The sequence below is a fragment of the Wenyingzhuangia fucanilytica genome, assembly GCF_001697185.1.
GTDB lineage: Bacteria > Bacteroidota > Bacteroidia > Flavobacteriales > Flavobacteriaceae > Wenyingzhuangia > Wenyingzhuangia fucanilytica.
This window is the reverse complement of sequence record NZ_CP014224.1, coordinates 1,113,527-1,137,458: the sequence shown is the minus strand read 5'-3', so window position 1 is coordinate 1,137,458 and position 23,932 is coordinate 1,113,527. Positions and strand designations below refer to the sequence as shown.

Here is a 23,932-nt window from a genome sequence, read left to right as displayed (position 1 = left end):
CTCATAAAAAAATTAACCCTTAATAATATCAAAATATTAAATGGCAACATATAAAAAGAGAGGCTATAAGAAAGCTGAAGAAGTAGAGGTGATTGTTGATAATGCAGGAAACGCTGAACATAGTACTACAGCTGAAGTATTTAATACTTTAGATGAAACCGCAAACTTATCTGAAAAATGGATTGAGAAAAATAGCAAACCATTATTTATAGGATTAATTGCAGTTGTGTTGATTATTTTTGGATACATGGGATACAGCCAGTTTGTAGCTGCTCCAAAAGAAAAAACAGCGGCCAATGCATTGTTTTTTGCTAAACAAGAATTTACAAAAGCTAGTGCCGGAACTGATGAAACTTTATACACTACTGCTTTAGAAGGTGCAGAAGGAAACTTTGGATTGATCGATATTGCTAAAAAATACTCAAACACAGAGGCTGGAAACTTAGCTAAATACTATGCTGGTATTTCTTATATGAACTTAAAAGTTTACAATAAAGCTATTGAGTATTTAAAAAATGTTGATACAAAAGACCCAGTTTTAAAAGCAATTGTAGCTGGTAATATTGGAGATGCTTCTTTGGCTAACAATAATGCAAGCGAAGCTTTAACTTACTTTACTAAAGCTGGAGAAAATGCTACAAACAATGCTATTGCTCCTGTTTATTTAATGAAAGCTGGTAAAGTTGCTTTAACTTTAAAAGACTTTGATAAAGCTGAAGATTTATTTGAAAACGTAAAAGAAAATTACCCAAATTCTTCTCAAGCAAAAAACATCGATTTATACATCAACCAAGCTAAATACGCTAACTAATGGCTACTACAGACTTATCTGCATACGATAAAGATGATTTACCTAACGTAAAAGGATTTAGATTTGGAATTGTTACTTCTGAATGGAACCCAGAAATTACTGAGAACTTAACCCTAGGAGCTATTGATACTTTATTAGACAACGGTGTTGCCGAAGAAGATATCATTACTTGGAAAGTTCCAGGAAGTTTTGAGTTGATTTACGGATGTAAAAAAATGCTAGAAAGCAGAAATGTTGATGCTATTATAGCTATTGGAAACGTTATTCAAGGAGAAACAAAACATTTTGATTTTGTTTGCGAAGGCGTAACACAAGGTATTAAAGACCTTAACATCCAATACAATACTCCTACTATTTTCTGTGTACTTACAGACAATACAAAACAACAATCTTTAGACAGATCTGGAGGTAAATTAGGAAACAAAGGTATTGAGTGTGCTGTTGCTGCTATTAAAATGGCTGCTTTAAACAAACGCTAATCCCCTACCAAATACAAAGCATTATTGTCGAATTTTTCTTAAATTTGACAATAATGTTTTTTTTATAAGCCATGTTTAAAACCCCTTTCAAACCCATAGGTCACTATGTATTTAACTACAAACCTCGTTATTACGACGAGCGTAAGGAGCGTTTACAAGCTTTAGAAGATCGTTACAAAAGAGAGCGAAAAGAAGATGAGGAAAGTGAATACACCGTAACACTTTCTAAAAACAATCTAAAACACGAATGGAACAGAAGTAGATCTGCTTCAAATGCAGATAGAAAATCTACTTACAGATTGGCCATCATCATTGCCATTTTATCCATTACAGCAATTTACATACTAAGATAATATCTATTCTTAATGTCTGACATTATTCAACTATTGCCTGATCATGTTGCCAATCAAATTGCAGCTGGTGAGGTGGTTCAAAGACCTGCATCTGTAGTTAAAGAACTATTAGAAAACGCTATTGATGCCGGAGCAAAAAACATACACCTAATTTTAAAAGATGCGGGAAAAACGCTTATTCAAGTAATTGATGATGGAACAGGTATGTCCGAGACTGATGCAAGACTTTGTTTTGAAAGACATGCCACTTCTAAAATTAAAGAAGCAGAGGATTTATTTAATTTATCTACCAAAGGTTTTCGTGGCGAAGCGATGGCTTCTATTGCTGCTATTGCTCAAATAGAAATGAAAACCAAACAAGCTGATGCCGAATTAGGAACTTGTATTCAAATTGAAGGTAGTAAAATTACCAATCAAGAAATTATACCGAGTCCTGTTGGGACCAATACTGCTGTAAAGAATTTATTTTTTAATATTCCTGCTCGTAGAAATTTCTTAAAATCAGATGCCGTAGAAACCAGACATATTATTGATGAGTTTCAACGTGTTGCTTTGGTTCATGCTGATGTTCATTTTGTATTAAATCACAACAATTCAGAAATATTTAATTTACCCTCAGGTAATTTAAAACAAAGAGTCGTTAATATTTTTGGTGGAAAAACCAACGAACGCTTAATCCCTATTGATGAAGATACAGATGTTTTAAAACTTAGTGGATTTATTATGAAACCCGAGTTTGCCAAAAAGAAACGTGGAGAACAATTCTTTTTTGTAAACGATAGATTTATCAAAAGTCCCTATTTACATCACGCCATCAATGCAGCTTTTGATGGATTAACAGAAAGAGGAACACATCCTGGTTATTTTTTATACTTAAAGGTTCCGACCAATACTATTGATATCAACATCCACCCTACCAAAACAGAAGTAAAGTTTGATAACGAAAAAGTATTATACGAAATATTAAGAGCCGCTGTAAAACACAGCTTAGGACAGTATAATATTATGCCTGCTCTAGATTTTACGAAAGACAAAAATTTAGAAACTCCTTATAGTTATAAAGACAAGCCTATTAGCGCTCCTAAAATTGAGGTAGATCCTAATTTTAATCCATTTAAAACGGAATCTAACTTTAATCCTTTTCAAGAAAAAGAAACCAAAACAACTAAAAGCTACGCTTCTCCTTCAAAATCTTTTTCATCAAAAAAGAATGAAGGAAGTTGGGAAACCTTATATAATGGATTGGAATCTATTGCCAATACTCCTGTTATAGAAAATGAATTAAATCCACAATTGTTTGAAACCAAAGAAACCAAATTGGTGAAAGACACTTTTCAAATTCAGAACAAATACATTTTATGTAATTTAAATACAGGAACTTATTTGGTGCATCAACATTTGGCACATCAAAGAGTTTTATACGAAAACTTTTTAGCCAATATTACTGTTAAAGAAGCATCAAGCCAACAATTGTTATTTCCTATAAGTATAAACTACAGTAAACAAGAATTGCATATACTTAAAAACATTAAAGAAGAGTTAGAAAGTACTGGATTTATGTTTGAAGACATGTCTAAAGACCATGTAATTGTGTCAGGAATTCCTACCACAATAAGTGAGAGTCAAATTAGCATGGTTTTTGAACAATTGATAGAAGATTTTCAAGAAGACATTCAAGAAAACAGTTTTAGTCAGCTAGATATGATTGCTAAATCATTAGCAAAGACCCTAGCCATAAAGACTGGAACTAAATTAACAGATGTAGAACAAGAAGTTTTAATACAAGATTTATTTGCCTGTAAAGAAGCAAATATATCACCGTTTAGAAAGAAAATTTACACAACGGTTACCAGTAAAAAACTAGACGTTATTTTTAACACCGATTAGGATTATGAGTAGAGTACCCGATATTATTAAGCACATTATCATCATCAATATTTTATTTTTTGTGGCTACTATAAGCATGCAAAACATAGATTTAGGGGCGATGTTTAACTTACATTATTTTGACAATCCAAAGTTTGAATATTGGCAATTGGTAACCAGTATGTTTATGCACGGAAGCATTGGACATATCTTTTTTAACATGTTGGCCTTATACTTTTTTGGTACTCCAATAGTTCAGCTATATGGAAAAAATAAGTTTTTATTCTTTTACTTTTCTGCCGGAATTGGAGCAAGTATTATTTATTTATTAGAACGTCATTTTGAGTTTACTGGTGCTGTTGATGCCTTAATCAATCTAGGATCTAACAAGCAAGAAATTTACGAGTTATTTTCTCCCACAAAAATTTATGCTAACGAACAATTACAAACAGCTAACAGTATTTACAACATGCAAATGTTAGGTGCTTCTGGTGCTGTTTTTGGATTGTTAGCTGCTTATGGATGGAATTTCCCTAACTCAGAAATTTATTTATACTTTGTATTACCTATAAAAGCAAAGTATTTTATTCCTGTAATTGTAATTGCCGATTTAATTTCTGGTATTACTGGTCAACCTTTACTAAGCCCTGTAAACACTGCTTATTTTGCGCATGTAGGTGGAGCTGTTATTGGTTTGATTATGGCTTATTTCTGGAAGAAAAATCAATATAGAATGTATTAAAATATGAACGATATTTTTGCACAAATAAAACATAAGTATCAATATGGGTCTGTTGTAGAAAAACTCATATTTATAAACATTGCTGTGTTTATTCTTACTTATCTATTAGGTAGTTTAGGCTGGTTATTTGGCACCAATGGTAATGCTTTTTACACCTGGTTATCATTACCGGCTTCTGTTGATGAGTTTTTAATAAAACCATGGACACTTGTTACTTATGGTTTTATGCATGGTGGATTTATACACTTACTTTTTAATTTGATTTTTTTATACTACATAGGTAACCTATTTGTAGATTATTTTATCCCTAAAAAACTGCTTTCTTTCTATTTGTGGGGAACTGTTTTTGGCGGTCTTGTTTTTATTTTTAGCTATAATTTTTTTCCTGCTTTACAAAGTCAAAACGCAACATTAGTAGGGGCATCATCTGGAATTATGGCAATTTTAATTGGATTGACTACTTATATGCCTAATTATGAATTAAAGTTAAGATTTATAGGTTTTGTAAAACTTTGGGTTATCGCTTTAATTTTTGTGGCTTTAGACTTGGTACAACTTCCTGATGGAAATGCAGGAGGACATTTAGCTCATTTAGGTGGAGCTTTGTTTGGTTTTTTAGCTATTTATTATCAAAATAAATTTTCTATTTCTAATCCTTTTAAAAATACTTTTAAAAGAAAATCTCCGTTAAAAACTAGTTACAAGTCTAATCATAAAAGAAAACCAGCCCCTACGCCAAGTGAGGTACAACAAAAAATAAATATCATTCTAGAAAAAATAAGTAAATCTGGATACGATTCTTTAAGTAAAGAAGAAAAAGAGTTTTTGTTTCAACAGGGTAAAAAGTAAAAATGAAAAAGTTAAACTTCTTTGACAAACTTTTGTTTTTCATAAATACTGTAGTTGCGGTTTTATTGCTAATTACTTATGTATTGCCTTTTATAGACCCTGCAAAATATTCTAGTATTGCTATTTTAAGTTTAGCATATCCTATGCTATTAATCATCAACATTACTTTTGTGATTTTTTGGATAGTAAAATTAAAATTTCACTTTATACTATCTGCTATTTGCATACTTATTGGTTTATCTCATGTACATGATTTTTATGCCATAGAAGGAAAAGAAATAATAAAAGAAGATGATGTTAAACTTTTATCTTTTAATGTTAGGCAGTTTAACAGGTATCATTGGATTGAATCTCCCACAGTAAAACAAGACATTTGTGACCTTATAAACAAGCAGCAACCTGATATTATTTGTTTTCAAGAATACATAAACGCTAAAGGATTACAACTAAATATTCCATTAGCTTATGAGTATAAAACTAGTGCTAGTGGTATGGCTATTTATTCTGATTATAAAGTTTTAAACAAGGGTGCTATCAATTTTAAGAACTCATCTAACAACATTATTTTTGCTGATTTAAAAATAGGGAAAGAAGTTGTTAGAGTTTATAATGTCCATTTACAATCTTTTAGCTTAGACACTCATAAAGAAAATTATGGAAACAAAGATAAAGATGCTTTAATTAAAAGATTTAAAACTGTTTTTAAACAACAATCTCATCAAATTAAAACTTTAAAAAAACATATTGAAGAATGCCCGCATAGAACAATAGTATCTGGGGATTTTAACAACACTGCCTTTTCGTGGAATTATCATGAAATTATGGAAAACAGAAAAGATGCTTTTGTAGAGGCTGGTACCAATTTTGGTAAATCTTATCATTATTTCTTTCCATTTAGAATAGATTTTATTTTACCAGATAATAGTATGGAAGTAGGAAAATTTACAACATATGATGTAAATTTATCGGATCATTATCCTATAATGGCAAGAATCAATTTAAATAATTAGTATCTTTATTTTAGAATGATAAAAGAACGTTTTTATATATTATTTTTCTTTATTTGCTGTGTTTTTAGCTTAGAGGCTTTCTCGCAAAGAGAAGTACCGCTTGAAGAAGAGATAGAGGATACCAAAGAAAAAGATCAAGAAACTGAGCCTCAAGAAGAAGTAGAAGTCTACTCTATTTTTAATGATTTTAGAATTCCTGTTAGAGAAAACATCAACACTTCTGATTTAAGATATAATGGTTGGGTTACAGACCAAGGAATGTATACCTTTAGATGTAGAAACGGTAAACGAATTAGATTAACTTTTTGGTATTTAGACAGGGGGGCCAAAGAAGTATTAGATTCCGAATTTATCAACATTACTCCTGCAATTGACAAATGTCAAAAAGACGACATAGAATATAAAAAACAATCCTATAGGTAAAGTAAACAAGACTTTACAAACACTTGATTATGAGAAATAAAATTACATATATTACTTTAGCATTTTGTCTTTTAGCTTATACTTATAGTTCTGCTCAAGATTTATTAAAATTTACCATCAAAGGAAAAATAGCCAATGCTGTAGATAGCACATTTATCCAAGGAGCTACATTGTTAAACCTAACAAATATTGATGGTGTAGTATCGGGTAAAGAAGGTTTTTTTGAAATTGACGTTACCGAAAGCGATACTTTATTAATTTCTAGTTTAGGTTATGAATCTATCAAACTAAAAATCACTAAAGATTTATCTAAAGGTACAGAACTAAACGTTGATTTATTCCCTAGAATAGAAGAATTGCCTGAAGTAAAAGTAAGCTCTTACAAAATTATTGGTGTTTTAGAAATTGATGTTAAAAATGTTCCTAAAGACAGATACAATAGAATTCACATTAATGGTTTAAAACAAAGCTACGAAGTAAAAAATAGCAAAACAGGTAGTAGTTTAGGAGCTGGTGGTGTTATTATAAATAATCCTGCGGACTTTGTGTATAATCTCTTTGGCTCTAAACCTAGAAAACTTAAAGATTTAAAAGAACTTAAAGATAAAGATGCTACTAGAAAAATTTTAACCAATCGTTTTGATAGAGAAGTTATTTTAGACTATTTACAAATGGATCTTAACAAATTAACAGAAGTTTTATCTGATTGTGATTACTCACCATACTTTATTAACAAAGCTACCGATTTACAATTAATTGAGGCTGTGCTTGAGTGTTACGATAATCGTAGAGCTGTTAAAAACGGAAATACTTCTAAAGAAGGTAAATAACTTTATAAAAGTAAATCATCAAAAAAGCCATCTGAATAGATGGCTTTTTTGATTTCTATATTAAGGACTCTCCGTTTAAATTTGTGGTTAGTACATCACTCATATAATCTAAATAAGGTCTAGCTGCTTTAAAAGATTTTAACACTTCGTTATAAAAATTAGGATGAAGCACTTCTTCATCTGTAAATTTTCTTAGTAGAATAAAATCTTTTTTGCGTATCAACTTAATCGCTTTATGCTCTTTATCAAATCCTTTGGGAGCAGATTTTAAGGCTTCTCCATCATAAAAACCTCCAAAAACTTTTTGTATCTCTACCGAATCAATAATTTCGTTAATTTCATCGGCATCCATTTCAAATTCTTTTCTAATTCTTAATAAATCTTCTTTATTTGGTTGCCAAAAGCCACAAGCTAAAAAAGAACCACCAGGAGTTACTTCTACATGATATCCTCCTCTTAAAGCTTCTGTTGCACGTTTAAAACTACAACTTCTGTATATTTTATATGGTGATTTATCTTTAGAAAATCTTACATCTCTATAAATTCTGTAAGCTTTCATTCCTTCAATATCATCTATCTCACGCAAACCTTCCATCACTTTGGTAAAAAAAAACTTCATTTGTGTTTCTTCTTCGGTAAACCAAGTTTTGTTTTCTGCAAACCACTCTCGTGTATTGTTTTCTTTTAATGTATTTAAAAACTTAAAAATTGAAGGCTGAATTTGAATAGACATTCTGTATAGTTTTGATTTTTATAAAAGTACAAATTCATGCGAAAACACACTTACTTTTATTCCTTAAATAAACTTTTAACTAAACAAAATACCTTAAATTTAAATGTTCAACTTAAGTACTAAAACTCTAATAAACTATGGGTTTTAGTATCCAATTTTATCTACTAAACAGTCTAAACTAGACCAAGCATGGAAGACATGATTTTTTATGATCGATTGCAATTTGCATTCACGATCACCTTTCACTACATTTTCCCACAACTCACCATGGGACTTTCTTTAATTATTATTCTTTTTAAAGGATATTACTTAAAATCTAACAAAGAAATTTATAACGATGCTGCTAAATTTTTCATGAAAATTTTTGCCATCAACTTTACCATGGGAGTTATTACAGGAATTCCAATGGAATTTCAGTTTGGAACCAACTGGGCTAAATTTTCTGAACTTACAGGAGGAATTATTGGTCAGACCTTAGCCATGGAGGGAACCTTTTCTTTCTTTTTAGAATCATCCTTTTTAGCCTTATTTATTTTTGGTGAAAAATTGATGGGACAAAAACTGCATTTTTTAACAGGATTCTTTGTCTTTTTAGGGTCTTGGGCTAGTGGATATTTAATTTTAGCTACCAACGCCTGGATGCAACATCCTGTAGGATATGAAGTCTTAGAAAATGGAAAATTTGTATTGACTCATTTTTCTCAACTATTTAGCAATCCTTGGTTGTTACCTGCTTTTTTACACAATCAAATGGCATCTTTGGTTACCTCATCTTTTGTAGTAGCTAGTATTGGTGCTTTTTACTTGTTGATTAAAAAACATCAAGAGCACGGAAAATTGTTCTTAAAAACAGGAGTCATCATCGGATTAATTTCTAGTTTATTGGTTGCTTTCCCTACAGGAGATTTAAACGCTAAAAATGTGGCAAAATATCAACCGGCTTCATTTGCAGCTATGGAAGGTATTTTTGAAACCGAAGAAGCTGGAGCAGAAATTGTTTTGATTGGCCAGCCCAACATGGTAGAAAAAAAATTAGACAACAAAATTGCTGTTCCAAATATTCTAAGTTTTTTAACTTATCAAGAATGGGACAAACAAATTATTGGAATGGATCATTTTACAAAAGATGAACTGCCAGATAACATTCCAGCTTTGTATTATTCTTACCATATTATGGTTGGTTTAGGAACTATTTTTATTGGTATTATGGGAATTTCTATGTTATTCTTGTACCGAAAAAAACTATATAACTTTAAACCTTTATTGTGGACCATTCTATTTTTAGTTCCTTTCCCTTTTATAGCCAATATTACAGGTTGGTACACTGCAGAACTAGGAAGACAACCTTATTTGGTTTATGGCTTGTTAAAAACAGTTGACGGGGTTTCTCCTACAGTTTCATCAGGAAATACTTTGTTTACTTTATTAGGCTTTGTAGCACTTTATATGCTTTTAGGATTATTATTTTTAGTCTTGGTAGGAAAAACCATTTACCATGGACCTCAACACGAAAAACATTAAACTATGGAAATTTTTTGGTTTATTATTGTAGCATTGGTTTTAACTATCTTTTTCATTTTAGATGGTTACGATTTTGGAACAGGAATTATTCATTTATTTTTTGCCAAAACAGAAAAAGACAAAGAAGTAATTTCTAAAGCTGCTGGACTTTTTTGGGATTCTAACGAAGTTTGGTTAGTAGCTGCTGGTGGATTGTTATTTATGGCTTTTCCAACTTTATACGCTTCTGCCTTTAGTGGATTTTATCTTCCTTTAATTATTGTTTTATGGCTTATTATTTTTAGAGCCATTGGTTTAGAATTGAGAAGCCAAATAGACCATCCTGTATGGAAAACCATTTGGGATAAATCTTTTGGAGTATCTAGCTTACTTTTAACTTTATTTTTTGGAATCGCATTAGGAAATGTTGCCAGAGGGGTAAATTTAGGAGGAGTAGAAAATGGTGTTTCTGCTTATGAAGCTCACTATTTCTTTTTACCATTATGGAACAGTAGTTTTAGCCCATCTACCACACACCCTGGAGTAATTGATTGGTTTACCATTGTTATTGGAATTATTGCAGTAATCACTCTTGCCATTCACGGTGCCAATTGGATTGTTTTAAAAACCAACGCTAGTATTAATACAAAACTAAAGTCTGTGGTGTTTAATTTAAATATTGCTTTGGCAGTATTAACTGTTTTTTCTGTGAGTATTTGGCATATTATAGAACCACATCCTTTGGATAATTATTTAGAATATCCTGCCTTTTTAATATTCCCTATGGTATATTTTGCTGGTTTAACAGGAACTTTTTTTGTTAAAAAGTTTAAAAAAGAAGTATATGCTTTTGTATGTTCTACACTAATGATTGTTGGTGGAATTACTTCTACTCTAGCAACTATGTTTCCTACTTTACTGCCTTCTACCAATAACATCAATCCAGATTTAACCATTTATAATACCACAACAAGTGAGTACGGAATGTCTGTAGCCATGCCTTGGATGATTATTGGAATTATTTTAATCATTATTTATTTCATCATTCAAAAAAAATTAACCGCTGGTAAAATTGATGATATGGATTATGGACATTAACGGCTTAGTTCTACATTAAGAAAGTAGAATTAAAATACTTTTACCTTATAAAAACTAAAAAATGACAGAAACTTCTATTTCTCTACTTAGTATTTTAGTTGGGATTGTAGCTTCTAATATATATGCATATTTTTCCAACTCCAAAGATTTTGGTATCACAGGAAATACCATTCTTGGAGTATTTGGTAGTATTTTATTCATTAAATCTTTTAGCAGATTGGGTTTTAGTCCTAGTGATATCATGCAATACCATGAATTAAACATAGGCCTATTCTCTATCAACATACTTGTTTCTGCTTTGGGAGGAATTTTATTCTTTTTGCTAGTAAAATATTTATATCAAAAAGCCTCATCAAATTAAGATGAGGCTTTTTGATAATTAATGATGATTGTTTTTAATAGGAACTATCAGTCAAAGTTTTCATAAAAGCTATGATATCTTTTATTTCTTCATCCGATAAATCTAAATTGTCAAAAGGTAAAGTTTGATGAGGAACATCAAAACCAAGTCCTGCTCCACCTCCATTATTATAAAACTCCATCACTTCTTCTAAAGAATTATAAACACCATTGTGCATATAAGGAGCTGTTAAAGCAATATTTCTAATGGTTGGAGTCTTAAAAAAATGTTTTCTTTCTTCTGTTTTAAAGAAATCATATCTTCCTAAATCATCAGAAATCATAGGGTTAATCGTATCATTTGTTTCTGGAACTCCTATAAATTCTAGTTCCGTATCATTAAAGTTTGGAGGCACTGTACCATTAAATATTGGTGGAAAATGACATGTTGCACAAGCTGCTTTTCCCATAAACAAATTAAACCCTCGTTTTTCTGAAGCAGACAAAGTATTTTCTTTGTTATTGATATTGTTATCAAACTTAGAATTAAAAGTATTCAAAGACCTAACATAGGAAGCGATAGCATGCCTAATGTTGTATTCTACTCTTTTATTTCCATACAAAGAATCTAACATTACTTTATATGTAGAATTTGCTACAACTCTATTTACAATAGAATCCATAGGTAAGTTAAATTCATCATGATTATTGGCCACTCCAACTATTTGACCTTCTAAACTCCCAGTACGAGCATCCATAAAAAATGATTGTTGATAAGCTGTATAGGTAAGCGTTGGACTATTTCGTTTTTGCTTATTATTAAACGTTTTTTTTCCATCGGTAAATGCCAATTCTTTTACATGGCATGATACACAAGCCATACTCTTGTTTTTTGATAATATTTTATCATTAAACAATAACTTTCCAAACTCCTCTTTTTTCTTTATTTGTGTAGTATCGTTTTTATAATCAGAAAAGTAATTTACATTCAACGTATTTTCTCCAAAAAGAGAAACTGTATTATTAGCAATGGCCATTTCAAAAGGAAATTCTACATTCCAATCTTTTTGAATAGCTACTAATAATTTTAATTGCTCATCAGTATATTCTTTTATAAAAGTATACCTATCAAAACTATTAAAATCTCCTTGTAACGCTTTAATAGAATTTTTAAACGAGGTGATAATTTCTTCCCTTAACTCATTATTATTAAAAAAATCTTGATAAGTTTCTATAATTTTAATTAGTGTGTTGTAAACGTATTGAGATTCTTGTAAAGATTGTGCCAACACAGGAGAATCAAAACCGGTGATACCAGTGGTGGCTGTTCTAATAATTTGGTTTCTTAACAACCAAATTACATGATAATCTTTTAAGCTAATACTTGTGTTTTGTTTTACAAGTTTTAATCTACTTTTTGTAACAGTAAGAGTGTTTTCTAACAAAAGCGTATCCATCACAGATTCATGCAACAACTCTTCTATTACTTGAAAACCAAATGGTTTTTTAATTTTAATATCGGTTAAATCTTCTTCGTGAACTTGAAGAATATTAGGAGCGTTTAAAGATTTGTAATTATTAACATCTATAGCTGCTAAAACTGGCTCAATCATTTTAAAATGTTGACGCGCTTTTTTATATAAATTAATGTTTTTTTGAGGTAGTTTATCAATAGAAATTGAATCTAACAAACCTATACAACTTTCTAATTCTGATGTATAAAACTTTTTTATTTGTTGATTGGTATTGATGTTTTCTTTTGACTTTTCTGCATTTTTACAAGCCACAGCACCTAAAAGCAAAAGACATATACACAAAGTATATGTCTTAGCTTTCATAAATAATATGTAATTCATGAATTCTTTTTAAATTATCTTTCTAAACCTTTAATTAAGTACAACATAGATCCTTCTTTTGTTGCGCTAGATAAATTAGCATTTGCTTTTGGATCTGTAAAAGAAGTTCCATCTGCAGGGTTCCATCCATGGTTTTGAGTCATTACTAAAAAGGTATTATCTCCGTTATTAACAACATCAGTAACATCAATCATTCCTGTAATTTCCCATCTGTTAGAAGTGGTACCATAACCTAAACCAGCTGCTCTATCTTGATCTGCTTCTAAAACAGTTTGTAAATCTCCTGTATTTAAATTGTATTGATAAACTTTTGCATAACCATTCACAGCTGTATCTAAATATCCGTTTGGATCTTCTTGAATGTATGCATAGTTTTCTGTTACTAAAATATTATCTGGAGAGTGGAAACCATCAGCTTTACCCCCAACTTTATCTCCATCTAACAAACAAGTAATTTTACAAGCTCCTGTTGGGTCTGTATCATTTAAAACAACTTTATAAATACGTCCTAAAGCACTTCCCTTACCTACTAAATCATTACTTTTTCTACCAGTAACACAAAAATAAATTTCTCTTTGATTAGCTGCAGAACCTCTTCTCCAATCAATATCTTCTAACCTAGAGAATCCCATTACATCTTTACTTTTTGCTTCGGCATCTAAAGCATTAATTTCTCTTTCTGTTAACTCAACAAATTCAGCATTATATTCAGTTCCTTCAACCATATCCATTTCAAAATCAATACCTGAAGAAGTAACTTTTAAACCATATAATTTACCATTGTCTAAATCTCCTCTATCTCCAACATACATTCCTAATTGACCAGAAGGCACAGTATTATCAGCATGGTCATCACCAATAAAAACAACTGTTTTGTTAGCATAAGCATCTTTACCAATAGGTACCGCATTTTCTGTAGACCATTGTCCCATAGCTTGCAATAACTCTGCTGTACCAGCATCCTCAGCACTTTTAGCAGGATCTACTACAAACACTCCTTTAGATGCTCCTCCCCATTCACCTCCAGATAAATACAAAGGTCCAAATCCGTGTTCTTCTTGAGTAATTAAAGTACCCGAACATTGTGCAGTATAGGCAGTTGCTTCGGCATTTAAAATATATTCTCCAGAAACTGGTCTTAAATTTTTATTTAAAATAATACGAGCGATAGAATAATCTGCTTCTATATTGTTAATTAACGTAAATGTTTCATCTCCGTTATTTAACAATCCTGCACCATCTGCCATAGATCCATAAACAAAATCTGGGCTATTTGGTATCACATCTTCTGATGATAAAATTGGATAGATTTTTAAGTTTACAAAATCATTAGTTACTTTTAATAAACTTGGTGATTTTGATGCTGTTAAAAAAACAGAAGCATCAGATCCATTAGCTCCATCTTGTCCGTTAGTTCCATCAACTCCATTTGTACCATCAACTCCGTTTATTCCGTCTAAAGCATCTTCTCCACATGAAGATAATAGTACAGCTGATCCGCAAGCCAATGTAAATAGTAATGTTTTTAAATTTTTCATTTTAAAATAATTTGTTTTGTTTTTTGATATCGTAAACATAGCTATGGATGATTGATAACCATGTAAGCTAAATTTTAAAAAAACCTACTATTTATGTTAGCCCTATGTAAAGTTTGTTAAGAAATCTACAACTAATAATATAGCTGATTTTCTTAATCATTGTTTTTAAAGGGCTTACTATGTTAACATAGAAACGCTCACTTATTTAGATTGACTATAAAGATTTATACTCTTAAAACATTAACTGCTTTTATATAGAAATTCTACTAAAAATTGACATTAAACTAAAAACCTTAAATTAGCATATAAGGATAAATCCCTAAAACTAGACTGCTATGGATACTTTTAAAAATTTAAGATCAATTCATCAATTTATATTTACAGGTATATTACTATTCAGTTTTCATGTTAGCTTTTCGCAAAACCCTGTAAAAAAAGCTACATATTCTCTAGAGTTTATAAATGGTATGAGTTTACCAATGGGAGATTTTAAAAACTTTGCAGATAACGGATTTAATAGTGCCTTGATGATAAACAAACAATTCTGTGACAAACTATCTATAGGCTTAAATACAAATTACAACTCTTTGCCTATTAAAAGTAGATATGGAGTTTCTAACAAAAAGTGGAATTCCACTAGTATAAACATAGGGCCACAATATAATATTGGAGGTAAAAAATTCTCAGCAGGATTGTATGGAAGATTAGGGCTTTCTTTTGTTAACATTCCAGAAATTAATGATTTTTACCCTAATACCGATGCAGTAACAACAAACTTTGAAAAAACCAATACAACAAATTTAAATGCTCGAGTAGGAATAAATATTGGAATAAAAATATGTAATGGTTTGTCTTTTTACTTAGCCTCTGAATACTCTACAAACCTAAATGGAGATATCAATTACGGTACACGAGATCTTTCAAAAGCAGAAACTCCTACAGGTGATATAGATCCAGATTTAGCTAGTACAATACCCTTTAAAAACCAAAGTTTTTCCTTTTCATCACTTAATGTAAATTTTGGAATGCGTATAAATTTAAACAAAGGTAATAAAGGTACAAGAGCTACTGATTACAACTCAAGTAGAAGTAATCGCTCTACAAGTATTATAAGTCCTGATGACAGTAACAACAATAATGAAAATAATGGTACTAGAGCGACTGACTACAATTCGAGTAGAAGTAATCGCTCTACAAGTATTGTAAGTCCTGATGACAGTAACAACAATAATGAAAATAATGGTACTAGGGCGACTGATTACAACTCAAGCAGAAGTAATCGCTCTACAAGTATTGTAAGTCCTGATGACAGTAACAACGATAATGATGATACAAAAGCTACTGATTACAACTCAAGCAGAAGTAATAAATCTTATTAGCAATTAATTTCTTAAAAGCACTAATGAACAAAACCGAATTAAAAGAATTCTTAGACAATAAAGTAGAACAATATAACAACAGAGATTTTATAGAAAGTGATCCTGTACAAATACCACATTTATTTACTAAAAAAGAAGATGTTAATATTAAAAACAAATTATTACTTTTAGTCTTTAATTAAATCAATGCTATTTAACTCTCTTGACTTTGCAGTCTTTTTACCAATAATTTTTATTCTTTATTGGTTTGTTCTAAATAAAAGTTTAAAACATCAAAATATACTATTAGTTCTATCCAGCTATTTATTTTATGGTTGGTGGGATTGGCGGTTTTTATTTCTGATAATAGGTAGTACACTCGTTGATTACTTTATAGGTTTACAAATTGCAAAAAATAAAAATAGACGAAAGCAAAAACTCCTACTTTATATAAGTTTAACAACTAATTTAGGTTTACTATCTATTTTTAAATACTATAATTTTTTCCTTGAAAACTTTATTATGGCTTTTTCTTTTTTTGGAACATCAATAAAAGCAAACTCTCTAAATATTATATTACCCGTTGGTATTAGTTTTTATACATTTCAAACGTTAAGTTATACAATAGATGTTTATAGGAAAACACTAAAACCAACTAAAAATTTTATTGCTTTTTCTGCTTTTGTTAGTTTTTTTCCTCAATTAGTTGCTGGTCCTATTGAACGAGCTAGTAATTTATTACCACAAATATTACATCATAGAATATTTAATAAAAAACAATTCATAGAGGGAATTAGATTAATGATTTTTGGATTTTTCCAAAAAATTGTAATTGCCGATACATTAGCACCAGTTGTGAATCAAATATTCAACAATTACACTTATCAATCTGGAGGGACATTAATATTAGGTGCTATTTACTTTTCAATACAGATATATGGTGATTTTAGTGGATATTCTAAAATTGCACGTGGTTTAGCCAAACTATTAGGGTTTGAATTAATGATGAATTTTAATTTCCCTTACTTCTCTAGAAGTATTGGACAATTTTGGAGAAGATGGCACATCTCACTTAATACATGGTTTAGAGATTATTTATATATACCTCTTGGCGGATCTAGAACCTCTAAAATGAAAACCATTAGAAATATTTCTATAATTTTTCTTGCTTCTGGACTATGGCATGGTGCAAATTGGACATATATTGCTTGGGCAATTATACATATTGGGTGGTTTATAGTTTCTTTTTTATTAGGGAACAATAGGAAACATTTAGAAGATAGAATTACAGAAAAAAACTTCCTTTCAAAAGGAATAGCTTTATTACAAATAATACGAACTTTTACCATTGTTACTATTGCATGGGTGTTCTTTAGAGCAGAAAATATAACAACTGGTTTTCATTACTTATTGTCTATGAATTTTAATTTTGATAAATCGATAGAAATGTTATCTATAGTAATATTAGCAATAACTATGGATGTACTATATTTAAAGTTTGAAAGTAAAAACTTTATTTATTCTATAATGCTTGGTGCTATAATTGCTGCATCTATAATGACAACCAAAGCGGAGTTTATCTATTTTCAATTTTAAGTTATGAAAAATATATTTATAACATTTTTATCATTTGTCTTAACTTTTGAATTGTTATCAATTTTATCTTTATCATTTCCTAATAAAATAATCAAACCAAAAACAATAGAAACATCGTTTAATTCAGATTTAAACACTAAATCCGTTTATTTAGTTGGTGATAGCTTTGCTGGTCATGGATACCCTAAAATATTTAAAGAGTATTTTAATGCTAAAAGCATGAATTTCTATGATTTATCAGAGGCAGGTACTGAGTTAGATACTCACAGAATAATTTTAGATTCTCTAAACCAAATTAAACCTGAGTTAATAATTTACTTTTACAATATTGCTGATATCGTAGCTATTGATGAGCCTATATTAAATCATCAAAAAAATAAACAAACAGAAAATAAAGGCAGTTTCCTTAATTACTTGAGAAAGAAAAATCATACTATTTTCTTAATCAAACAACTGTTTCATCATGTATTTCTAGCAACTACAGGGAAACCAACACCAGGATCAAACTCTTATAACATTCCAAAAGAAAATGTTAATCACAAAGAAGAATTACAAAAAATATTTAATTCTATAAAATCTAAAGAGCTCATTATTGTCGTTAACTCCTCTTTTTTATATGGAAACAATCCTAAAAATTGGGTTCATTATGATATGTTTAATAAAATGAAGTTAAATAATAATATTTTATTACTTCAAACTGTAGATATTGTTGATGGGCCTCAATTTTCAATTTCATGGAGGAATGGACACCCAAATGACAAAGCCATTGATTTAATTTCTAAAAAAATTATTAAAGATTATTCTGAAAAATTTTTAATGAAATAAGAGTATAATACCACACTTAAAATATCTAATGAACAAAACCGAATTAAAAGAATTCTTAGACAATAAAGTAGAACAATATAACAACAGAGATTTTATAGAAAGTGATCCTGTACAAATACCACATTTATTTACTAAAAAAGAAGACGTTGAAATTGCTGGATTTTTAGCCGCTACCATTTCATGGGGTAAACGCCCAATGATTATTAAAAACTGTTTGCTAATGATGGATTTGCTAAATAACAATCCACATGATTTTGTAATGCACCATACAAATGAGGATTTAGAAAAATTAGCAGACTTTAAACACAGAACTTTTAATGGTATAGATTTACAGTTTTTTATCACTTCTTTAAAAAACATATATACAAACCATAAAGGTTTAGAAGAGTTATTTGCCAAAAACATATCTAACAATTCTTTACAACCTGCCATACATGAATTTAAAAAAGTCTTTTTTGAAATTCCACATCCTGCCAGAACCACTAAACATGTTTCCGATCCATTAAAAGGCTCAGCTGCCAAACGCATTAATATGTTTTTACGTTGGATGGTAAGACAAGACAAATTAGGTGTTGATTTAGGAATATGGAAAAGAATTTCCCCTTCTTACCTATCGTGCCCTTTAGATGTACACACAGGAAACGTGGGTAGAAAATTAGGATTTATTTCTCGAAATCAAAATGATGCTAAAGCTTTGTTAGAATTAGATACAAATCTTAGAAAACTAGATCCAATTGACCCAGTAAAATATGATTTTGCTTTATTTGGTTTGGGAGTTTTTGAAGGATTTTAATCATCTCTTTCAAATCACTATCTTTTCACTAAATGAGTTCATATCAAAATTGTTTGAGATAATAAAAACTACAATACTTATATATTTTTACAAATCTAACTTAACAAATATAAAATGGCATTAACTATAACTAACAGAACTCATCAAGCATGGGAACAAATGACTGAAAAAGTAATGACTTGGCTAGACATTATGATTAAAAACCTACCTAATATAGCAATTGCTATAGTTGTTTTTTTCTTAGTAATTATAGCCTCCAAGCAAATTAGTAAAGTCAGCTTAAAACTTTTACATAAAACCAACCTACAACATTCCATGAAGAGTTTAATCTCTAAATTTATTGCTGTTGTAGTTATTTTATTTGGTCTTTTTTTAGTGCTATCTATTCTTAACCTAGACAAAGTATTAAATACTATTTTAGCGGGTGTTGGGGTTGCTGGTTTGGCTGTTGGTTTGGCCTTACAAGGAGTGCTTTCTAATACCTACTCCGGAATAGTTCTTTCTTATATAAAGCAAGTTAAATATGGAGATTGGATTAAAACCAATGATTATGAAGGTGAAATTGTTGATATAGATTTAAGAGCAATTACCCTTAAACAAATTGACAATAACTTGGTTTACATTCCTAACAAACTTGTTGTGGAAAATCCTATTAAAAATTACTCTTCTACTTCACAATCCAGAGTTATTTTAGAATGTGGTGTAGGTTATGAATCTGATTTAAGAATGGTTAAAGAGTTAACTATAAACACCATTCTTAATAATTTTGATGTGATTACTAATAAAAATGAGGTTTTGTTTTTATGGAAAGAATTTGGTGATAGCTCTATTAATTTTGAATTGCGTTTTTGGATTAACTCCACTTCTGCACTAGAAGTTGCCAAAGCCAAGAGTGAAGGTATTATGCTTGTTAAAGAAGCCTTTAAACAAAACAATATTAACATTCCGTTCCCTATTAGAACTTTGGATATTCCCAAAAACATTACCATCAGCAATATAGATAACTCAAATGAGTCATAATATTTTGAAAAGAGTTCATATGTAATTTATATGAGCTAAGTAACAACATATACCTAGCTTATCTTTGTAATACACAGTTGTTGAGCACTTTGCAACAACTTATTTACAAATCTTAAAAATTATATTAAATGAATTATTTAAATCAAAATAACGAGAAATTAATCCCCGTAGTAAGTGAGTTAAATGGCTTGTTAGCCGAATATCATATTTACTATCAAAAACTGAGAAATTTTCATTGGAATGTAGAAGGTAGAAACTTTTTTGACTTACACGAAAAGTTTGAGGAAATGTATACCGAAGCAAGAGTAAAAATTGATGAAATTGCAGAACGTATTTTAACTTTAAGACATCATCCTGTTAGTAGATATAGTGATTATTTAGAAATTGCTAAAATAGAAGAATCTGACACTTTGTTAGAAGATATCGAAATGGTAGAAATCTTATTAGAAGACCATGGAATTTTAATATCTAAAATGTCGCACATTATTAAAGTTTGCGAAAACGCAGAGGATGAAGGAACCATTGATTTGATTGGTGCTTATATAAGAGAGCTTGAAAAAACAAGTTGGATGCTAAATGCTTGGTCTAAAAAAAGCGTTAAAAAAGAGGTAGAAACTGCCTAAAACTAAAAAACAGAAATTAAAACAAGATTTTTATGAAATTTAAAATTTCAAATATGGCTACCCCAGAAGCCTTAATAGAATTCACAGGAATTCCATTAAAGCATCCGGAGCTATATAAAAAATCTTATATGATTACTGGAAAAGAAGAAACCATAGTTCCCATTATTACACAAGAAAATAAACAGGAGATATCTTTTGCCATTTGGGGATTATTACCAGAAAATTATGATGAAGATTGGCTAGAGTTTCAGAATTTAGTAGATACTTTAACCATTAAGAGTGATGAATTAAAAAACAATGAGTTTATTAATAAAATAAAAAACATCAATCGTTGTTTAATTTTGGTTACCGGATTTTTTACCACCTATTTAAAAAATGGTAAAACACATCAATATTTTATTTCTGCTAAAGAAAATCACCCCTTTTACTTAGCAGGTTACTACAACAAACTAGATGATGGCTTTTTAACTTTTACTTTATTGCTTACCCCACAAAATGAAATCATAAAAAAGTACCAAAATCTAACCAAATATATGCCTACTATTTTAGATAGTGAGGATGATAAAAATTTATGGTTATCTGATGAAATAACCATCAATCAAATAGAAGAGTTTATTCCAAATTCTTCTTGTTTACCACTGAATATTACACAAGTGAAAGACTCTTTAGAATATTCATAACATCATCAAAAAAATATTATTAACTTTAAAATAAAAAAAACATGAGTAAGAACACAAATACAGCATTAGGAATTTTAGCAGGAGCAACCATAGGAGCAGCATTAGGAGTTTTATTTGCCCCAGCAAAAGGAAGCAAAACCAGAAAAAAAATAAAAGAAAAAATTAATGAAACTGGAGAAACTATTGTTGAAGAAGCAGAATCTATAAGAAATAGTGTTGCTGATAGCATTAGTTCTAAAAAAGAAACTTTAGAAGAATTAATTGAAGATGTAGTATCTAAAGGGAGTCATAAAGCAGAAGATGTAATTGATTCTTTAGAAAAGCAACTTGAAATATTGAAAGAGAAAAATAAAACACTACAAAAATCATAATGAGTTTATTAAAAAACATCAATAAAACATCTAGACAAATTTCCAAAAGTAGTGAAGACTATGTAGATGCTACTAAAGAATATATAGAGTTAAAAACTTTTCAGCAGCTTAGTATTGCTTTTAGTTTACTTTTTAAAAGCTTTATTATTGGCTCTCTTTTATTCGTGTCTTTTATTGTCTTAATTATTGAAGGTGTATTAATTTGCATTGATCTTTTTAACAATGTGCATTACGCCTTACTTTTTATTTCCGGAATTTTATTTGTAATAACGCTTCTAGTATATATTTATAGAAAACCACTTATTGAAAGTCGTGTTATAAAAATGGTTTCTAAAACTTTTTTCTCGAAATCTTAAACTCAATCAACATGAAAGATTATAAAAATTTAGAAGAGATAGATAAAGATTTAAAAATATTACAACTAAGGAGAAAAATTGCAATTGAGGAATTAAAGTATGTAAAAAACAGTACCATAGATAAATTTCAACCTTACCAATGGATACAAACTTATCTCTTAAAAAAAGCAACTCAATATGGATTTGAGTTTTTGTTTAGAAACAAAAACAAAGCATCATAAATATTACGCTTCTTCATTTTGAAGAAGCGTTTTTTCATTTCTTAATTTTAAATATTCACTAGGGCTAATATCAAACTTAGATTTAAAAATTTTAGAAAAATAACTTCTACTACTAAAACCAACAGTGTACACAATTTCTGACACATTCATATCAGTAGTATTCATTAAATCTCTAGCCTCTTTAAGCCTTATATGTCTAATATATTCTGTAACAGTTCTATTGTAAAGTAATTTAAAACCTTCTTGTAGTTTAGCTTGTGTTAATCCAGTTTCTTCTGAAATAGATTCTAAAGAATAGTTAACCGCAGGGGTTTTTATTATTTTTTTAGCATATTTTCTAACCAACTTTAATTCACTTTTTAATAAAGAAGTTTCTAAAGTTTGACCGCTCATAGCTTGGTTGTGCTGAAAAATATGTTGTGATAAAATTTCATACACTTTACTCTCTATCAATAACATTTTTATCAATCCTTTCTTTTTGATGGTGGATAAAAAATTGATATGATCTGCTAACTTTAAATTGTGAGATCCAAAGTATGAAAATTTATTTTCGTGATCTGCATCTAAAAAAACCTCGTGTAATTTATCATTTAAAGTATCTATTGGGTTTAAAGCTCTACCAATAAATTTATTTCTTAAAACCTGAATTTCATTGGTTCTAACCTTAATTCCTTTAGGTAGATAACTATAAGTATAACCTCCATCTCTACCCGAAATAATAACAGATTGAAACTGATCTACTTTTTTTCTTTTAGTAGTATTGTGAAAATGGTGCTCATAATAACCTTCTAAACAGTAAGAAAATCTTATAGGATTATACAAAGACGTATCTCTTAACAACAAAACCTCATCATTAAAAACCATGTCTATTTCAAACATGCTTACACCTCTATCAAACTGTATAAAACGAATACTTCCAAAAGCATTTTCATTATTTACGGTTAATGTGTGTTCTCCCCATCTTTCTTTAAAAACACCTCCTAAAACAGATTGTATTTGTTTTACAGAGTCTTCTAAATTGGTTGCAGTAATATTTATTTCTATCATATTGAAGAAATGTTTTTCTTTTTCTTTGTAAAGATAAACTTATCATTTTTAATACTCCATATAAAACTAACCTAAGTTAATTGTAAACCAAAATGCAATAGCGTTCATATACTTACCGATAGCGTTAAACATTAACATAGGATAGCTTTATCTTTACAGTACAAGGTATTTACCACAAGGGTATATACAATTAATCAAAAAAAATACGTTATGTTAAGGTGGACTATATCATTTATTATTCTTGCTATTATAGCCGGATTATTAGGATTCTCTGGTATTGCAGCTAGTGCAGCCAGTATTGCAAAAATTTTGTTTTACATTTTTATTGTACTCTTTGTACTCTCCTTATTATTTGGGAAAAAATTAATATAAAACCCTTAAAAAAATATTGTTATGAAAAAATTAATATTGCCCATAGCCCTAATATTTACATTAACTGTTGCTATGGCTTGTAAAGAAAAATCTACTTCGGAAAAAGTAGAAGATAAAATTGAAGAAATTGGTGATGACATTGGTGATGCTGTACACGATGCAGGAGATGCTATTAAAGATGCCGCTGATGATATTGCCGATGAAGTAAAAGATGCTACCAATTAGAAAAAGAAAAAACATAAA

Annotated in this window: 28 protein-coding genes and 1 pseudogene; 25 read left to right on the top strand and 4 right to left on the bottom strand. The window is 29.7% G+C overall.

What is annotated here, in order from left to right; all coding sequences use genetic code 11:
• The first annotated feature begins 40 nt into the window (after positions 1-40).
• The 9 genes from AXE80_RS04735 to AXE80_RS04695 all read left to right on the top strand — a co-directional run bounded on the left by AXE80_RS04735 (position 41) and on the right by AXE80_RS04695 (position 7,363).
• Complete coding sequence (locus AXE80_RS04735; protein WP_068824933.1) at positions 41-811, top strand: YfgM family protein; 771 nt, start codon at positions 41-43, stop codon at positions 809-811.
• Positions 811-1,290 carry a 6,7-dimethyl-8-ribityllumazine synthase gene (gene ribH, locus AXE80_RS04730; protein WP_068824931.1) on the top strand — a complete coding sequence of 160 codons (480 nt, stop codon included), beginning with the start codon at positions 811-813 and terminating at the stop codon, positions 1,288-1,290. The genes AXE80_RS04735 and ribH overlap by 1 nt, the downstream gene beginning before the upstream one ends.
• Before the next feature lie 71 nt (positions 1,291-1,361).
• Positions 1,362-1,643 carry a hypothetical protein gene (locus AXE80_RS04725; protein WP_068824929.1) on the top strand — a complete coding sequence of 94 codons (282 nt, stop codon included), beginning with the start codon at positions 1,362-1,364 and terminating at the stop codon, positions 1,641-1,643.
• Between the two features lie 12 nt (positions 1,644-1,655).
• Positions 1,656-3,530 carry a DNA mismatch repair endonuclease MutL gene (mutL, locus tag AXE80_RS04720; RefSeq protein WP_068824927.1) on the top strand — a complete coding sequence of 625 codons (1,875 nt, stop codon included), beginning with the start codon at positions 1,656-1,658 and terminating at the stop codon, positions 3,528-3,530.
• Between the two features lie 4 nt (positions 3,531-3,534).
• A complete protein-coding gene (locus AXE80_RS04715) occupies positions 3,535-4,251 on the top strand; it encodes a rhomboid family intramembrane serine protease (protein WP_068824925.1) in 717 nt (238 codons plus the stop codon).
• A 3-nt stretch (positions 4,252-4,254) separates the two neighbouring features.
• Positions 4,255-5,100 (top strand): rhomboid family intramembrane serine protease, encoded by an 846-nt coding sequence (locus AXE80_RS04710; protein ID WP_068824923.1) that lies wholly within the window; start codon positions 4,255-4,257, stop codon positions 5,098-5,100.
• A 2-nt stretch (positions 5,101-5,102) separates the two neighbouring features.
• The gene (locus AXE80_RS04705) at positions 5,103-6,110 is read left to right on the top strand and encodes an endonuclease/exonuclease/phosphatase family protein (protein WP_068824921.1); all 1,008 of its coding nucleotides are present in this window, start codon (positions 5,103-5,105) and stop codon (positions 6,108-6,110) included.
• A 15-nt stretch (positions 6,111-6,125) separates the two neighbouring features.
• Positions 6,126-6,533 (top strand): hypothetical protein, encoded by a 408-nt coding sequence (locus AXE80_RS04700; RefSeq protein WP_068824919.1) that lies wholly within the window; start codon positions 6,126-6,128, stop codon positions 6,531-6,533.
• A gap of 29 nt (positions 6,534-6,562) precedes the next feature.
• The gene (locus AXE80_RS04695; RefSeq protein WP_068824917.1) at positions 6,563-7,363 is read left to right on the top strand and encodes a peptidase associated/transthyretin-like domain-containing protein; all 801 of its coding nucleotides are present in this window, start codon (positions 6,563-6,565) and stop codon (positions 7,361-7,363) included.
• A gap of 55 nt (positions 7,364-7,418) precedes the next feature.
• Here the strand turns inward: AXE80_RS04695 and AXE80_RS04690 are convergent, their stop codons facing one another.
• Positions 7,419-8,096, bottom strand: coding sequence for a DUF2461 domain-containing protein (locus tag AXE80_RS04690; RefSeq protein WP_068824915.1), 678 nt, complete (start codon positions 8,094-8,096; stop codon positions 7,419-7,421).
• Positions 8,097-8,285: 189 nt separating this feature from the next.
• Here AXE80_RS04690 and AXE80_RS04685 point away from each other — a divergent pair, with 189 nt between their 5' ends.
• The 3 genes from AXE80_RS04685 (at position 8,286) to AXE80_RS04675 (ending at position 11,055) form a co-directional block, all read left to right on the top strand.
• Entirely contained in the window at positions 8,286-9,617 is a 1,332-nt protein-coding gene (locus tag AXE80_RS04685) for a cytochrome ubiquinol oxidase subunit I (RefSeq protein WP_068824913.1), read from the top strand.
• A gap of 3 nt (positions 9,618-9,620) precedes the next feature.
• The gene (gene cydB, locus AXE80_RS04680) at positions 9,621-10,694 is read left to right on the top strand and encodes a cytochrome d ubiquinol oxidase subunit II (RefSeq protein ID WP_068824911.1); all 1,074 of its coding nucleotides are present in this window, start codon (positions 9,621-9,623) and stop codon (positions 10,692-10,694) included.
• Between the two features lie 61 nt (positions 10,695-10,755).
• Entirely contained in the window at positions 10,756-11,055 is a 300-nt protein-coding gene (locus AXE80_RS04675) for a hypothetical protein (RefSeq protein WP_068824909.1), read from the top strand.
• A gap of 34 nt (positions 11,056-11,089) precedes the next feature.
• Here the strand turns inward: AXE80_RS04675 and AXE80_RS04670 are convergent, their stop codons facing one another.
• Together AXE80_RS04670 and AXE80_RS04665 are read right to left on the bottom strand one after the other, a co-directional pair.
• Positions 11,090-12,889 carry a cytochrome-c peroxidase gene (locus AXE80_RS04670; protein WP_068824907.1) on the bottom strand — a complete coding sequence of 600 codons (1,800 nt, stop codon included), beginning with the start codon at positions 12,887-12,889 and terminating at the stop codon, positions 11,090-11,092.
• A gap of 14 nt (positions 12,890-12,903) precedes the next feature.
• A complete protein-coding gene (locus AXE80_RS04665; protein ID WP_068824905.1) occupies positions 12,904-14,427 on the bottom strand; it encodes a PhoX family protein in 1,524 nt (507 codons plus the stop codon).
• A gap of 335 nt (positions 14,428-14,762) precedes the next feature.
• Here AXE80_RS04665 and AXE80_RS04660 point away from each other — a divergent pair, with 335 nt between their 5' ends.
• From AXE80_RS04660 to AXE80_RS04615, 11 genes and pseudogenes are all read left to right on the top strand, one after another.
• The gene (locus tag AXE80_RS04660; RefSeq protein WP_068824903.1) at positions 14,763-15,806 is read left to right on the top strand and encodes a hypothetical protein; all 1,044 of its coding nucleotides are present in this window, start codon (positions 14,763-14,765) and stop codon (positions 15,804-15,806) included.
• Positions 15,807-15,829: 23 nt separating this feature from the next.
• Positions 15,830-15,955, top strand: a pseudogene (locus AXE80_RS14345) (TIGR02757 family protein); the annotation flags it as partial.
• A gap of 352 nt (positions 15,956-16,307) precedes the next feature.
• The gene (locus tag AXE80_RS04655; protein ID WP_335673666.1) at positions 16,308-17,381 is read left to right on the top strand and encodes an MBOAT family O-acyltransferase; all 1,074 of its coding nucleotides are present in this window, start codon (positions 16,308-16,310) and stop codon (positions 17,379-17,381) included.
• Positions 17,382-17,384: 3 nt separating this feature from the next.
• A complete protein-coding gene (locus AXE80_RS04650) occupies positions 17,385-18,206 on the top strand; it encodes a hypothetical protein (protein ID WP_068824900.1) in 822 nt (273 codons plus the stop codon).
• A 28-nt stretch (positions 18,207-18,234) separates the two neighbouring features.
• Positions 18,235-18,999 carry a TIGR02757 family protein gene (locus AXE80_RS04645; protein ID WP_068824897.1) on the top strand — a complete coding sequence of 255 codons (765 nt, stop codon included), beginning with the start codon at positions 18,235-18,237 and terminating at the stop codon, positions 18,997-18,999.
• Between the two features lie 114 nt (positions 19,000-19,113).
• Positions 19,114-20,019, top strand: a complete 906-nt coding sequence (locus AXE80_RS04640; RefSeq protein ID WP_068824895.1) for a mechanosensitive ion channel family protein — start codon at positions 19,114-19,116, stop codon at positions 20,017-20,019.
• A 128-nt stretch (positions 20,020-20,147) separates the two neighbouring features.
• The gene (locus AXE80_RS04635) at positions 20,148-20,642 is read left to right on the top strand and encodes a Dps family protein (protein ID WP_068824893.1); all 495 of its coding nucleotides are present in this window, start codon (positions 20,148-20,150) and stop codon (positions 20,640-20,642) included.
• 32 nt (positions 20,643-20,674) lie between these two features.
• Positions 20,675-21,322, top strand: a complete 648-nt coding sequence (locus AXE80_RS04630) for an SOS response-associated peptidase family protein (RefSeq protein ID WP_083194581.1) — start codon at positions 20,675-20,677, stop codon at positions 21,320-21,322.
• A gap of 41 nt (positions 21,323-21,363) precedes the next feature.
• Positions 21,364-21,693, top strand: a complete 330-nt coding sequence (locus AXE80_RS04625; protein ID WP_068824889.1) for a YtxH domain-containing protein — start codon at positions 21,364-21,366, stop codon at positions 21,691-21,693.
• Positions 21,693-22,049: a hypothetical protein gene (locus AXE80_RS04620; RefSeq protein ID WP_068824887.1), complete on the top strand. Its 357-nt coding sequence runs from the start codon at positions 21,693-21,695 to the stop codon at positions 22,047-22,049. The genes AXE80_RS04625 and AXE80_RS04620 overlap by 1 nt, the downstream gene beginning before the upstream one ends.
• Before the next feature lie 11 nt (positions 22,050-22,060).
• Positions 22,061-22,270, top strand: coding sequence for a hypothetical protein (locus AXE80_RS04615; protein WP_068824885.1), 210 nt, complete (start codon positions 22,061-22,063; stop codon positions 22,268-22,270).
• 3 nt (positions 22,271-22,273) lie between these two features.
• Here AXE80_RS04615 and AXE80_RS04610 read toward each other — a convergent pair whose 3' ends face one another.
• Positions 22,274-23,317 carry an AraC family transcriptional regulator gene (locus tag AXE80_RS04610; RefSeq protein ID WP_068824883.1) on the bottom strand — a complete coding sequence of 348 codons (1,044 nt, stop codon included), beginning with the start codon at positions 23,315-23,317 and terminating at the stop codon, positions 22,274-22,276.
• Positions 23,318-23,527: 210 nt separating this feature from the next.
• Here AXE80_RS04610 and AXE80_RS14255 point away from each other — a divergent pair, with 210 nt between their 5' ends.
• The gene (locus AXE80_RS14255; protein ID WP_083194580.1) at positions 23,528-23,689 is read left to right on the top strand and encodes a DUF1328 domain-containing protein; all 162 of its coding nucleotides are present in this window, start codon (positions 23,528-23,530) and stop codon (positions 23,687-23,689) included.
• Between the two features lie 21 nt (positions 23,690-23,710).
• Entirely contained in the window at positions 23,711-23,914 is a 204-nt protein-coding gene (locus AXE80_RS14340) for a hypothetical protein (protein WP_068824881.1), read from the top strand.
• The last annotated feature ends 18 nt before the right edge of the window (positions 23,915-23,932 follow it).